We start from the raw sequence: 13,622 nt of genomic DNA, 5'->3' as shown, positions 1-13,622 counted from the left end.
GTATTCAAAAATCCGATTTTATAAACCAAATCCTAACAACAGCACACTTTCGTGACACTAAAATTGCAGCTAAGCGACATCGCAATTACATTGTATTACCCAAAAAATAAGCAATTAGCCGGCTAAGCGTCCGGCATGATGAGGATCTGCTGTTGTCAGAGTTAATGTCCCTTGTCCTTTTCCTGGCTTCCATCGGCGTTTATGCCTGGAAAGCCGGTCGTCACACCTGGTGGTTTGTGGCCACCCTGGTGGTGCTCGGTATTTTTATTGTTTTAAACATTACGTTATATGCCAGCGATTACTTTACCGGCGACGGTATTAACGACGCGGTGCTCTACACATTGACCAACAGTCTGACCGGCGCAGGTGTGGGTAAGTACATCCTTCCGGGTCTGGGGCTGGTGGTCGCCCTGGTGGGCATCTTCGCCGCGCTGGCCTGGGTTCTGCGCCGTCGCCGTCACCGTCCGCATCATCATGGCTACAGCCTGCTGGCGCTGTGCCTGGCGCTGGCCTCCGTGGATGCCAGCCCGGCATTCCATCAAATTACCGAGCTGGTAAAATCCCAGTCGCGCGATGGCGATCCGGACTTTGCGGCCTATTACAAAGAACCCTCGAAGAAAATCGACAACCCTAAACTCAACCTGGTCTATATCTACGGCGAAAGTCTGGAACGCACCTGGTTTGACAACGATGCTTTCCCGAACCTGACGCCAGAGCTTGGCGCGCTGAAAAACCAGGGCCTCGACTTCAGCCACACCATGCAGTTGCCTGGCACGGATTACACCATCGCCGGGATGGTGGCCTCCCAGTGCGGCATTCCCCTGTTCGCCCCGTTTGAAGGCAACGCCTCTGCCTCGATGTCGAGCTTCTTCCCGCAGAACATTTGCCTCGGCGATATCCTGAAAAACTCGGGCTATGAAAACTACTTTATGCAGGGCGCTAACCTGCGTTTTGCCGGGAAAGATGTGTTCCTGAGATCCCACGGTTTCGATCACTTATATGGTTCCGAAGAGCTGAAAACCACGGTCGCCGATCCGGCCTACCGCAACGACTGGGGCTTTTACGACGATACCGTTCTGGATGAAACCTGGAAGAAATTCGAGGAGCTTTCCCGCGCCGGTAAACGCTTCTCGCTGTTTGCGTTGACCGTCGACACGCATCATCCGGATGGTTTCGTCTCACGCACCTGTAAACGTCAGGGCTACGACATTGACGGTAAAAACAACAAGTCGTTCAGCGCTGTGACCTGTAGCCAGGAACATATCGCGGCGTTAATCGAGAAAATCAAAGCGTCGCCGTATTTCAAAAATACGGTCATCGTCGTTTCATCTGACCATCTGGCGATGAAAAACAGCGCCTGGGATGAGCTGAATAAGCTGGATCGCAGCAACCTGTTCTTTGTGCTGCGCGGCGATAAACCGCAGCAGGAGATCATTGCCGCTAAACGTAACTCGATGGATAACGGCGCTACCGTGCTGGATATTATGGGTGGCGATAACTTCATTGGCCTGGGCCGCAGTACGTTGTCGGGCCAGTCCCTGTCGGAAATCTTCCTCAACATGAAGGAAAAAATCCTCGCCTGGAAGCCGGATATCATTCGCCTGTGGAACTTCCCGAAAGAGATAAACGACTTCACCATCGATCAGGATAAAAAAATGATCGCGTTCTCCGGCAGCCATTTCCGCCTGCCTCTGCTGCTGCGCGTGTCGGATAACCGCGTCGAGCCGCTACCGGAAAGCGAATATTCCGCGCCACTGCGCTTCCAGCTGGCGGAATTCGCCCCGCGCGATAATTTCGTCTGGGTCGACAAATGCTACAAAATGGGCCAGCTCTGGTCACAAGAGCTGTCACTGTCCACCGACTGGTGCGTCTCACAGGGGCAACTCGGTGGCGAGCAGACCGTGCAACACGTTGATAAACCACAGTGGCAGGGGAAAACCGCGTTTAAAGATACGGTCATTGATACCGCACGCTATCAGCGCAACGTTGACCTGCTGAAAATCGTCGACAACGACATTCGTTATAAAGCTGACAGCTTTATTTTTAACGTTGCCGGCGCGCCTGAAGAGGTGAAGCAGTTCAGCGGTATTTCACGTCCCGAATCGTGGGGGCGCTGGTCTAACGCGCAGTTAGGTGATGAGGTGAAAATTGAGTATACCCATCCGCTGCCGGAGAAATTCGATCTGGTGATCACCGCCAGGGCATTTGGTCCCAACGCAAACCGTCCTGTGCCGGTGCGCGTCGGCGATAAAGAACAGATGCTGACGCTGAGCAATGATGTCACCACCAGCACGCTGCATTTCGATAACCCCACACGCAGCAATACGCTGGTCATTGTGCCGCCCGAGCCGCAGTCCACTAACGAAGGGAATATTCTCGGTCACGCTCCGCGCAAGCTGGGGATCGGCATGGTGGAGATTAAAATTGTGAGCAGCGCTGGCTGATGACGGCGTTCACCCTTCGCCCGACGCGCATCGACGACGTCGCTGCCCTGCCCGCCATTGAACGCGCGGCGGGGCAGCGATTTCGCGACGTTCCTGAGCTGGCCTGGCTGGCAGACAGCGAGGTTATTTCCGTTGAAGATCACCTCGGTTACGCCGGACGCGGATTAAGCTGGCTGGCGCTGGCTGACGACAGGCCCGTGGGCTTTATTCTCGCCGAAGCCGAGCCATCTTCGCTGTTTATTGTGGAACTTTCGGTTCATCTGGACTGGCAGGGACGAGGTCTCGGACGCCGGTTGATTAACCGTGTCGCAGAGCATGCCCGCACGCTGGGGCTAACCTCGCTGACGTTAACGACGTTTCGTGATGTCCCGTGGAACGCGCCCTACTACAGGCGATTAGGGTTTGAAATGATGACGACGCTGACGCCGGAAATGCGCCAGAAACGTGAAGAAGAGACGGCGCACGGTTTAGCGTATGCTTCCCGCTGCGCCATGCGCCTGCCTCTGTAAAATCGCCCGGTGGCGCTGCGCTTACCGGGCCTACAAAACCCAATTCTGCAGCCGCCACCCGGCAAAACCCACAATCCGTAGCCCGGGTAAGGCGCAGCCGCCACCCGGCAAAACGCACATCCCGTAGGCCGGGTAAGGCGTAGCCGCCACCCGGCGAAACGCACAACGTCAGAACGTTTCCCAGTTATCGCCCGCATCTGCGGTCGCCGGTTTACGCGCCACTACCGGTGCGGCAACGCTTTTCGCGGAGGCGAACTCGCGCGCCTTCATCTGTTCCTGCTGAATACGGAACACCGCAACGGCCTGCGTCAGACGGCTCGCCTGCTCTTCCAGTGCCGCCGCGGCCGCCGCAGACTCTTCCACCAGCGAGGCGTTCTGTTGGGTCACGCGATCCATCTCAGCCACCGCCAGCCCCACCTGGTCGATACCGCGGCTCTGCTCATCAGACGCAGACGCGATTTCGCCCATGATGTCCGTCACGCGCGTTACCGCATTCACGATCTCACCCATGGTTTCACCGGCGCTTTCTACCAGCGTTGATCCCAATTCCACGCGCCCCACGGAGTCTTCAATCAGGCTCTTGATCTCGCGAGCCGCCTGGGCGCTGCGCTGCGCCAGGTTTCGTACTTCACCTGCAACCACCGCAAAGCCGCGGCCCTGCTCGCCCGCACGTGCCGCTTCTACCGCCGCGTTCAGCGCCAGAATATTGGTCTGGAAAGCAATCCCGTCGATCACGCTGATAATATCGGCGATTTTCTGCGAACTGCCGGCGATGTCGCGCATGGTCTGCACCACGTTATCCACCACTTTCCCGCCTTTCTGCGCGGTTTCAGACGCGCTCAGGGCCAGGTTGCTCGCCTGACGGGCATTCTCGGCGTTCTGCTTCACGGTGGCGGTAAGCTGTTCCATGCTGGCGGCGGTCTCTTCCAGAGAGGCAGCCTGCTGCTCGGTACGGGATGAGAGATCGTTATTGCCCATCGAGATTTCGCTCGCACCGCTGTAAATGGCGTTTGCGCCGTTACGCACGTCACCCACGGTACGCACCAGCTCGCCCTGCATATGGCGCAGGGAGTCAGCCAGTTCACCCATCTCGTTGGAGCCTTCCACGTCGATGCGCTTCACCAGGTCGCCGCTGGCGATATGACGAATGCTGTCAATCAGACGGTTCAGCGGCGAAATCAGTGCCTGACGAATACCCAGCCAGACGGCAACAATCACCACCAGCACCGCAGCCAGCACGCTAATCAGCACCCAGATAGCCTGGCGGTAAGAGCTGTTGCTGTCTTCAACCGCGGTCTGATAGAGCGCGTCGTTTTGTTGCAGGTAGCTGACGTACTGCTTCTCAAAGCCATCCTGATAGCTCTGGGTCGGCTGGTCGAAGAACTCGTTGATCTTGCCCGCCCCCAGCAGCTGGATCAGCTCGGCCAGCGCGCCGTGGTAGATATCGTAATTACGTTTGATTTCCAGTGCCGCAGCGTCGCTCTGACGCGGGTCACGCGGAAGTGCTTCGTAATCCGCCCAGTTTTTTTCCGCCTGTTTCAGAGACGCAGAGGCTATCTGCATCAGCTCGGCGACGGTTGAGCCGCTGCCGATATTGTTCTGATCCATCATATAGCGGATACCCGCACGGTTCAGGGTGTTACGGGTTTGCAGCAGCGCCACCCAGCTACCGTTCAGGGTGGATTGTTGCTGGCGAATGGTTTGCAGAATGGTGAAATTCTCTTTGTCATGCTTCAGGGCATTGAAGAAAAGACCACCGGATGTGAGTTGTAAAAGGCCAAATATCGCTAAAACCAGCAGTAAGCTGGTGACAATCTTGATACGATTTAACATGTTTTCTCTTTCCTCAGACAGATACAGAATTTTCGGCCTGGAAAGGGAAAACTTTACGAAAATCATCCTGGATTTTAGGGTTTTTACTCTTCGTCCCGCGCGGCAATATGTCGGTTTCCGAGTTCAATAAACTCTTCCAGCAGCGCCGTGAGCTGCTTCATCTTCTCCGGGGTATATTCCGCCTCAATCTGCTGGTACGCCTCTTCCACCTGAGCCTGAGCACGCTGGTACAGCGCGTTGCCTTCTTTCGTCAGCGATACGTACAGCTTGCGCTGGTCATTCACCGGCTTTAAGCGCAGCACCAGACCGTCGCGCTCCATCCGCGTCAGAATGCCGGTCAGGCTTGGGCGCAAAATGCAGGTGCGGAACGCCAGATCGTGAAAATCCATGGAGGGATGCTCGGCCAGTACGCGGACGATACGCCACTGCTGCTCGGTCAGATTATGCCGTTTCACTATCGGGCGGAAGTAGCCCATCGCCGCTTCACGCGCCTGCAACAGCGCGATGGTTAATGAGTCATGCATCACCTTCCCCTTACATCATTAACAAGTAAACAATTTAAAACAGATGCTTTTATAGACAATACGTTGTAACCCAAAAAGTCTAACAGAAACAACGTCATTTTTTTAATGCATTGATTTAAATGATAATTAATCCATTGGTGTAAATTTATTGTTATTCATATCACAAATTATTCACTTCTGATTGCGAAACGAACAGCAAAAGCATAAAACCAGATCATTAACATATTAATGAAATCAAAACCGGACAGCCGGTTTGAGGAGTATGGGAATGAAAGGTACTGTTTTTGCCGTAGCGCTAAACCACCAAAGCCAGCGTGCGGCCTGGGCTGAGGCGTTTGAAAAAGCCCCCTATAACGCGCCGCCAAAAACGGCGGTGTGGTTTATCAAGCCACATAACACCGTTATTCGCGCAGGCGAGCCGATTCCCTTCCCGCAGGGAGAAACCGTGTTAAGCGGCGCAACGGTGGCGCTGGTGGTGGGCAAAACCGCCAGCAAAGTACGCGTTGAAGAGGCGGCGGCGTACATCGCCGGCTACGCGCTGGCCAACGAAATCAGCCTGCCGGAAGAGAACTTCTACCGCCCGGCTATTAAAGCCAAATGCCGGGATGGATTTTGCCCGCTCGGCGAACCTGTCGCCGTTGATAACGTGGACAACCTGACCATCATCACCGAGATCAACGGTCGCGAAGCGGACCACTGGAACACGGCCGATCTGCACCGCAACGCCGCCGAACTGCTGAGCGCCCTGAGCGAATTTGCCACCCTGAACCCCGGCGATGCGATATTGCTCGGTACCCCGCAAAGCCGCGTCGAAATTCGCCCGGGCGATCGGGTACGCATTCTGGCAGAGGGATTTCCGCCGCTGGAAAACCCGGTGGTGGAGGAACGCGACGTTACCATCGCTTCGCGCACGCCGCCGCACGCCACGCTGTTCGCCCTCGGCCTGAACTACGCCGATCACGCCAGCGAGCTGGACTTCAAACCGCCCACCGAGCCGCTGGTGTTTATCAAAGCGCCGAACACCTTTAACGGCGACAACCAGACCTCGGTGCGCCCAAACAACATTGAATACATGCATTACGAAGCCGAGCTGGTGGTGGTCATCGGTAAAACCGCGCGTAAGGTCAGCGAAGCCGAGGCGATGGACTATGTTGCGGGCTACAGGGTGTGCAACGACTACGCCATCCGCGATTATCTCGAAAACTACTATCGCCCGAACCTGCGGGTGAAAAGCCGCGACGGGCTGACCCCCATCAGCCCGAACGTAGTGCCAAAAGAAGCCATCCCTGACCCGCACAACCTTCGTCTTCGCACCTACGTCAACGGTGAACTGCGTCAGGAAGGCACCACCGCCGATCTCATTTTCAGCATCCCATTCCTGATTGCGTATCTGAGCGATTTCATGACCCTGCAACCGGGCGACATGATTGCCACCGGCACGCCGAAGGGGCTGTCCGACGTGGTGCCGGGCGATGAGGTGGTAGTGGAAGTGGAAGGCGTAGGCCGCCTGGTAAACCGAATTGTCAGTGAGGAGACTGCAAAATGAAAAAGATTAACCACTGGATCAACGGGAAAAACGTCGCCGGAAGTGAGTACTTCCAAACCACTAACCCGGCCTCCGGCGAGGTGCTGGCAGAAGTGGCCTCCGGCGGCGAAGCCGAAATCCATCAGGCCGTTGCCGCCGCCAAAGAGGCGTTCCCGAAATGGGCCAACCTGCCGATGAAGGAGCGTGCGCGCCTGATGCGTCGCCTGGGGGATCTGATTGACCAGAACGTGCCGGACATTGCCGCGATGGAGACCGCCGACACCGGCCTGCCGATCCACCAGACCAAAAACGTGCTCATTCCACGCGCCTCGCACAACTTTGAGTTCTTCGCCGAGGTGTGCCAGCAGATGAACGGCAAAACCTACCCGGTCGATGACAAGATGCTCAACTACACCCTCGTGCAGCCGGTAGGCGTTTGTGCGCTGGTGTCGCCGTGGAACGTGCCGTTTATGACCGCCACCTGGAAGGTCGCGCCGTGCCTGGCGCTGGGTAACACCGCGGTGCTGAAGATGTCCGAGCTCTCCCCGCTGACCGCCGACCGTCTGGGCGAGCTGGCGCTGGAGGCGGGCATTCCGGCGGGCGTGCTGAACGTAGTGCAGGGCTATGGCGCCACGGCGGGCGACGCGCTGGTGCGTCATCATGACGTGCGCGCCGTCTCCTTCACCGGCGGCACCGCCACCGGGCGTAACATCATGAAAAACGCCGGGCTGAAGAAGTATTCCATGGAGCTGGGCGGCAAATCTCCGGTGCTGATATTTGAAGACGCCGACATCGAGCGCGCACTGGACGCCGCCCTGTTCACCATCTTCTCCATCAACGGCGAACGCTGCACCGCCGGCTCGCGCATCTTCATCCAGCAGAGCATCTACCCGGAGTTCGTCAAACGCTTTGCCGAGCGCGCCAGCCGCCTGCGCGTGGGCGACCCGACCGATCCGAACACCCAGATTGGCGCGCTGATCAGCAAGCAGCACTGGGAGAAGGTCTCCGGCTACATCCGCCTCGGCATTGAAGAGGGGGCAACCCTGCTGGCGGGCGGCCCGGACAAACCGACCGATCTGCCTGCGCACCTGAAAGGCGGCAATTTCCTGCGCCCGACCGTGCTGGCGGATGTCGATAACCGCATGCGCGTGGCGCAGGAAGAGATCTTCGGGCCGGTGGCCTGCCTGCTGCCGTTTAAGGACGAAGCGGAAGGCCTGCGCCTGGCAAACGACGTGGAGTATGGCCTGGCGTCGTACATCTGGACGCAGGACGTCAGCAAAGTGCTGCGTCTGGCGCGCAACATCGAAGCGGGCATGGTGTTCGTTAACACCCAGAACGTGCGCGACCTGCGCCAGCCGTTTGGCGGCGTGAAGGCCTCCGGCACCGGGCGTGAGGGCGGCGAGTACAGCTTTGAGGTCTTCGCGGAGATGAAAAACGTCTGTATCTCCATGGGCGACCATCCGATTCCAAAATGGGGGATCTGATCATGGGAAAATTAGCGTTAGCGGCAAAAATCACCCACGTGCCGTCAATGTATCTCTCTGAACTGCCGGGCAAAAACTACGGCTGCCGCCAGTCAGCCATCGACGGGCATAAAGAGATCAGCAAGCGCTGCCGCGAGCTGGGCGTCGATACCATTATCGTCTTCGACACCCACTGGCTGGTGAACAGCGCGTATCACATCAACTGTGCGGACCATTTTTCAGGCGTCTACACCAGCAACGAGCTGCCGCATTTTATTCGCGACATGACCTACGACTACGACGGCAACCCGGAACTCGGCCAGCTGATCGCCGACGAAGCGGTGAAGCTTGGCGTGCGCGCCAAGGCGCACAACATCCCGAGCCTGAAGCTGGAGTACGGCACGCTGGTGCCGATGCGCTACATGAACGCAGATAAGCACTTCAAAGTGGTCTCCATCTCGGCGTTCTGCACGGTACACGACTTCGCCGACAGCCGCAGGCTGGGCGAGGCCATCGTCAGCGCCATCGAAAAATACGACGGCACCGTGGCGGTGCTCGCCAGCGGCTCGCTGTCGCACCGCTTTATCGACGACCAGCGCGCGGAGGAAGGGATGAACAGCTACACCCGCGAGTTTGACCGCCAGATGGATGAGCGGGTAGTGAAGCTGTGGCGCGAGGGGCAGTTCAAAGAGTTTTGCAGCATGCTGCCGGAGTACGCCGACTACTGCTACGGCGAGGGCAACATGCACGACACGGTGATGCTGCTGGGGATGCTCGGCTGGGACAACTACGACGGTAAGGTGGAGTTTCTCACCGAGCTGTTCGCCAGCTCCGGCACCGGCCAGGTCAACGCCGTTTTCCCGCTGCCCGCGTAAGGAGCCACCATGCCGCACTTTATTGCTGAATGTACCGACAACATCCGCGAGCAGGCCGACCTGCCGGGGCTGTTTGCCAAAGTGAACGAGGCGCTCGCCGCCACGGGTATTTTCCCGCTCGGCGGTATCCGCAGCCGCGCCCACTGGCTGGACACCTGGCAGATGGCCGACGGCAAGCACGATTACGCCTTTGTGCATATGACGCTCAAAATCGGCGCCGGGCGCAGTCTGGAGAGCCGGGAAGAGGTCGGTGAAATGCTGTTTGCGCTGATCAAAACGCATTTTGCAGAGCTAATGGCGGGCCGTTATCTGGCGCTCTCTTTCGCCATGGAAGAACTCGATCCGACGCTGAACTACAAACAAAACAACGTGCACGCGTTGTTTAAGTAGACATCTTTTTCGCCCGGTGGCGCTTCGCTTACCGGGCCTACAACGGCTCGAACGTAGGCCGGGTAAGCGAAGCGCCACCCGGCAACAGCCGCACAAAGGATACGCCATGCTCGACAAACACACCCATACCCTGATCGCCCACCGCCTGCATCAGGCGGAACAATCCCGGGAGCAGATCCGCGCGATCTCGCTTGAGTATCCGGAGATCACCATTGAAGACGCCTACGCCGTCCAGCGCGAATGGGTGAGCCTGAAAATTGCCGAAGGCCGCGTGCTGAAAGGCCACAAGATCGGCCTCACCTCCAAAGCGATGCAGGCCAGCTCGCAGATCAGCGAGCCAGACTACGGCGCGCTGCTGGACGATATGTTCTTCCACGACGGCAGCGACATTCCCGTGGATCGCTTTATCGTCCCGCGCATCGAAGTGGAGCTGGCCTTTGTGCTGGCAAAACCGCTGCGCGGCCCGAACTGCACGATCTTCGACGTTTACAACGCCACGGATTACGTCATCCCTGCCCTGGAGCTGATCGACGCCCGCTGCCACAACGTTGACCCGGAAACCCAGCGCCCGCGCAAGGTATTCGACACTATCTCCGATAACGCCGCCAACGCGGGCGTGATCCTCGGCGGCCGCCCGATTAAACCCGACGAGCTGGATCTGCGCTGGATCTCCGCCCTGCTTTACCGCAACGGCGTGATCGAAGAGACCGGGGTCGCCGCAGGCGTGCTTAACCACCCGGCGAACGGCGTGGCGTGGCTGGCGAACAAACTCGCGCCATACGACGTGCAGCTTGAGCCAGGCCAGATCATTCTCGGCGGCTCGTTTACCCGCCCGGTTGCCGCCAGCAGAGGCGACACCTTCCACGTCGACTACGGCAACATGGGCTCCATCAGCTGCCGCTTTGTGTAGGAGTGCACCATGGAAAACGCATTTAAGACCGCGCTGAAAGCCGGAAAGCCGCAAATCGGCCTGTGGCTGGGGCTAACCAGCAGCTACAGCGCTGAGCTATTGGCCGGGGCCGGTTTTGACTGGCTTCTGATCGACGGGGAGCACGCGCCGAACAGCGTACAGACCGTTCTGACTCAGCTACAGGCCATCGCCCCTTATCCCAGCCAGCCGGTGGTGCGCCCGTCGTGGAACGATCCGGTGCAGATCAAGCAGCTGCTGGACGTGGGGGTGCAAACCCTGCTGGTGCCGATGGTGCAAAACGCCGACGAAGCGCGGCTGGCGGTCAGCGCCACCCGCTATCCGCCCGCGGGCATTCGCGGCGTCGGCAGCGCGCTGGCGCGGGCGTCGCGCTGGAACCGTATCCCGGACTATCTGCATCAGGCTAACGACGCCATGTGCGTGCTGGTGCAAATCGAAACCCTAAGAGCGTTAAAAAACCTGCCGCAGATCCTGGACGTGGACGGCGTCGACGGCGTGTTTATCGGCCCGGCGGATCTGAGTGCCGACATGGGCTTTGCCGGTAATCCGCAGCACCCGGAGGTGCAGGCCGCCATTGAGCAGGCGATCGCGCAGATACGCGCCGCCGGTAAAGCGCCCGGCATCCTGATGGCGAACGAGCAACTGGCGAAACGTTACCTTGCACTCGGCGCGCTGTTTGTCGCCGTCGGCGTCGACACCACCCTGCTCGCCCGCGGCGCGGAAGCGCTGGCGGCACGTTTTATCGAACAACCGGTTACGTCAGTTAATAACAATAAATCCGTCTACTAAACGTAAGATCTGGAGCGCAGCATGACGACCTCTACCCTGCAAGATAAGAAAGCTATAGAACATCGCGTTATCAACAAGCTGTTCCGTCGTTTGATCGTGTTTCTCTTTATCCTGTTTGTCTTTTCGTTTCTCGATCGCATCAACATCGGCTTTGCCGGGCTAACGATGGGCAAAGATCTGGGCCTCACGTCGACCATGTTTGGCCTGGCCGCGACCCTGTTTTACGTCACCTACGTGCTGTGCGGGATCCCCAGCAACATCATGCTGGCGAAAATCGGCGCGCGGCGCTGGATCGCCGGGATCATGGTGGTGTGGGGCATCGCCTCTACCTGCACCATGTTCGCCACCAGCCCGGAAACGCTCTACGTCCTGCGCATGCTGGTGGGCATTGCCGAAGCCGGTTTCCTGCCGGGGATCCTGGTCTATCTCACCTGGTGGTTCCCGGCGTATCACCGCGCCCGCGCCAACGCGTTGTTTATGATCGCCATGCCGGTGACCATGATGCTCGGCTCGATCCTCTCCGGGTACATTCTGGCGATGGACGGGCTGTGGAACCTGAAGGGCTGGCAGTGGCTGTTCCTGTTGGAGGGGCTGCCGTCGGTGGTGCTCGGCGTGGTGACCTGGTTCTACCTTAACGACACCCCGGATCAGGCCACCTGGCTGGATGATGATGAAAAGCAGGCACTCAAAACGATGATCGCCCGCGAGCAGGAACTGGCCATTGCGCACGTCGCCACGCCGCGATCGACGCTGCGCGAGGTGCTGACGCCCGCCGTACTGCTCTACACGCTGGCCTACTTCTGCCTGACGAATACGCTGAGCGCGATCAACATCTGGACGCCGCAGATCCTGCAAAGCTTCAACACCGGCAGCAGCAATATCGTGATTGGCCTGCTGGCGGCGATCCCGCAGTTTTGCACCATCCTCGGGATGATCTGGTGGAGCCGCCGCTCCGACAGGCTGAAAGAGCGAAAAAAGCACACCATCCTGCCGTATCTGTTTGCCGCGGCGGGATGGATGCTGGCCTCGGCGACCGATCACAGCCTGATCCAGCTGCTTGGCATCATCATGGCCTCAACCGGATCGTTTACCGCCATGGCGATATTCTGGACCACGCCGGACCAGGTGATTAGCCTGCAATCCCGCGCGGTGGCGCTGGCGGTGATCAACGCCATCGGCAACGTCGGGTCTGCCGTCAGCCCATTGCTGATTGGTATTCTGCGCGACGCGACCGGCAGCTTCAGCTCAGGACTGTGGTTCGTGGCAGGTCTGCTGGTGGTGGGCGCACTGGTGCTGACGCGCATTCCGATGACGCAGCGGGTTCAAAAGAGGAACGATCATGTGCCAGAGCCCTATCGCCAACATTGATATCAGCAAGGAGTACGACGAAAGTCTGGGCACCGACGATGTGCACTACCAGTCGTTCGCCCGCATGGCGGCCTTTTTTGGCCGCGACATGCAGGCGCACCGCCACGACCAGTATTTTCAGATGCATTTTCTCGACACCGGGCAGATTGAGCTGCAGCTCGACGATCATCGCTACTCGGTGCAGGCGCCGCTGTTTGTGCTGACGCCGCCGTCGGTGCCGCACGCGTTTATCACTGAATCCGACAGCGACGGCCATGTGCTGACGGTGCGCGAGGATCTTATCTGGCCGTTGTTAGAAGTGCTCTACCCCGGCACGCGGGAGGCGTTCGGCCTGCCGGGGATCTGCCTGTCGCTTGCCGACAGGCCTGACGAGCTGGCGGCGCTGAAGCATTACTGGCAGCTCATTGCCCGGGAATCCACGGAACAGCTGCCGGGCCGTGAGCATACGCTGGTCCTGCTGGCGCAGGCCGTATTTACCCTGCTGCTGCGCAACGCGAAGCTCGACGACCACGCTTCAGGCGGCATGCGCGGCGAGCTGAAGCTGTTTCAGCGCTTTAACCAGCTGACAGATGCGCATTACCATGAGCACTGGACGGTGCCGGAATACGCCAGCGAACTGCATCTTACCGAATCCCGCCTGACCGATATCTGCCGCCGCTTTGCCAACCGCTCGCCGAAACGGTTGATCTTCGACCGCCAGCTGCGGGAAGCCAGGCGCTTGCTGCTGTTTTCCGACAGCACAGTGAGCGAAATTGCCTGGCAACTGGGGTTTAAAGATCCGGCCTATTTCGCCCGTTTTTTTAACCGACTGACGGGGTGCTCACCCAGCGCATACCGGGCGCAGAAAGTACCGGTTTCCTGAACGCATCACGGTTCGTAGGGCGGGTAAGCGCAGTGCCACCCGCCGAAAAGCCGCACAGATCACAAAACAACATCCCACCCGAAAAGTACCTGCCGTTGTCCCAATCGTCCCT

12 protein-coding genes are annotated in these 13,622 nt (G+C 58.6%); 10 read left to right on the top strand and 2 right to left on the bottom strand.

Annotation, left to right across the window (positions count from 1 at the left end; translation table 11 throughout):
- Positions 1-152: 152 nt before the first annotated feature.
- Both opgB and ACQG11_RS12710 read left to right on the top strand, forming a co-directional pair.
- Positions 153-2,444, top strand: coding sequence for a phosphatidylglycerol--membrane-oligosaccharide glycerophosphotransferase (gene opgB, locus ACQG11_RS12715; RefSeq protein ID WP_426728418.1), 2,292 nt, complete (start codon positions 153-155; stop codon positions 2,442-2,444).
- Positions 2,444-2,953 (top strand): GNAT family N-acetyltransferase, encoded by a 510-nt coding sequence (locus ACQG11_RS12710; RefSeq protein WP_038415255.1) that lies wholly within the window; start codon positions 2,444-2,446, stop codon positions 2,951-2,953. Before opgB ends, ACQG11_RS12710 begins: the two co-directional genes overlap by 1 nt.
- 168 nt (positions 2,954-3,121) lie before the next feature.
- Here the strand turns inward: ACQG11_RS12710 and tsr are convergent, their stop codons facing one another.
- Together tsr and hpaR are read right to left on the bottom strand one after the other, a co-directional pair.
- Entirely contained in the window at positions 3,122-4,786 is a 1,665-nt protein-coding gene (gene tsr / locus ACQG11_RS12705) for a methyl-accepting chemotaxis protein (protein ID WP_023305399.1), read from the bottom strand.
- An 83-nt stretch (positions 4,787-4,869) separates the two neighbouring features.
- Positions 4,870-5,310, bottom strand: coding sequence for a homoprotocatechuate degradation operon regulator HpaR (gene hpaR / locus ACQG11_RS12700; RefSeq protein WP_006810239.1), 441 nt, complete (start codon positions 5,308-5,310; stop codon positions 4,870-4,872).
- A gap of 268 nt (positions 5,311-5,578) precedes the next feature.
- Between hpaR and hpaG the strand changes: the two genes are divergently transcribed.
- The 8 genes from hpaG (at position 5,579) to hpaA (ending at position 13,510) form a co-directional block, all read left to right on the top strand.
- Positions 5,579-6,856: a 4-hydroxyphenylacetate degradation bifunctional isomerase/decarboxylase gene (gene hpaG, locus ACQG11_RS12695; RefSeq protein WP_426728417.1), complete on the top strand. Its 1,278-nt coding sequence runs from the start codon at positions 5,579-5,581 to the stop codon at positions 6,854-6,856.
- A complete protein-coding gene (gene hpaE, locus ACQG11_RS12690; protein WP_022646959.1) occupies positions 6,853-8,319 on the top strand; it encodes a 5-carboxymethyl-2-hydroxymuconate semialdehyde dehydrogenase in 1,467 nt (488 codons plus the stop codon). The genes hpaG and hpaE overlap by 4 nt, the downstream gene beginning before the upstream one ends.
- 2 nt (positions 8,320-8,321) lie before the next feature.
- Positions 8,322-9,173, top strand: coding sequence for a 3,4-dihydroxyphenylacetate 2,3-dioxygenase (gene hpaD, locus ACQG11_RS12685; RefSeq protein ID WP_426728416.1), 852 nt, complete (start codon positions 8,322-8,324; stop codon positions 9,171-9,173).
- Positions 9,174-9,182: 9 nt separating this feature from the next.
- Positions 9,183-9,563, top strand: coding sequence for a 5-carboxymethyl-2-hydroxymuconate Delta-isomerase (locus ACQG11_RS12680; protein WP_045309044.1), 381 nt, complete (start codon positions 9,183-9,185; stop codon positions 9,561-9,563).
- A 106-nt stretch (positions 9,564-9,669) separates the two neighbouring features.
- A complete protein-coding gene (gene hpaH / locus ACQG11_RS12675; RefSeq protein ID WP_015572593.1) occupies positions 9,670-10,473 on the top strand; it encodes a 2-oxo-hept-4-ene-1,7-dioate hydratase in 804 nt (267 codons plus the stop codon).
- Positions 10,474-10,482: 9 nt separating this feature from the next.
- Complete coding sequence (hpaI, locus tag ACQG11_RS12670) at positions 10,483-11,280, top strand: 4-hydroxy-2-oxoheptanedioate aldolase (protein WP_426728415.1); 798 nt, start codon at positions 10,483-10,485, stop codon at positions 11,278-11,280.
- Between the two features lie 21 nt (positions 11,281-11,301).
- Positions 11,302-12,648, top strand: coding sequence for a 4-hydroxyphenylacetate permease (hpaX, locus tag ACQG11_RS12665; RefSeq protein ID WP_032625355.1), 1,347 nt, complete (start codon positions 11,302-11,304; stop codon positions 12,646-12,648).
- Positions 12,620-13,510 (top strand): 4-hydroxyphenylacetate catabolism regulatory protein HpaA, encoded by an 891-nt coding sequence (hpaA, locus tag ACQG11_RS12660; protein WP_022646953.1) that lies wholly within the window; start codon positions 12,620-12,622, stop codon positions 13,508-13,510. Before hpaX ends, hpaA begins: the two co-directional genes overlap by 29 nt.
- The last annotated feature ends 112 nt before the right edge of the window (positions 13,511-13,622 follow it).

The sequence above is a fragment of the Enterobacter cloacae complex sp. 372C4 genome, from assembly GCF_050030615.1.
Classification (GTDB): domain Bacteria; phylum Pseudomonadota; class Gammaproteobacteria; order Enterobacterales; family Enterobacteriaceae; genus Enterobacter; species Enterobacter intestinihominis.
Note: the sequence above shows the minus strand (reverse complement) of the source record. Positions and strands in the feature narration are given on the sequence as shown.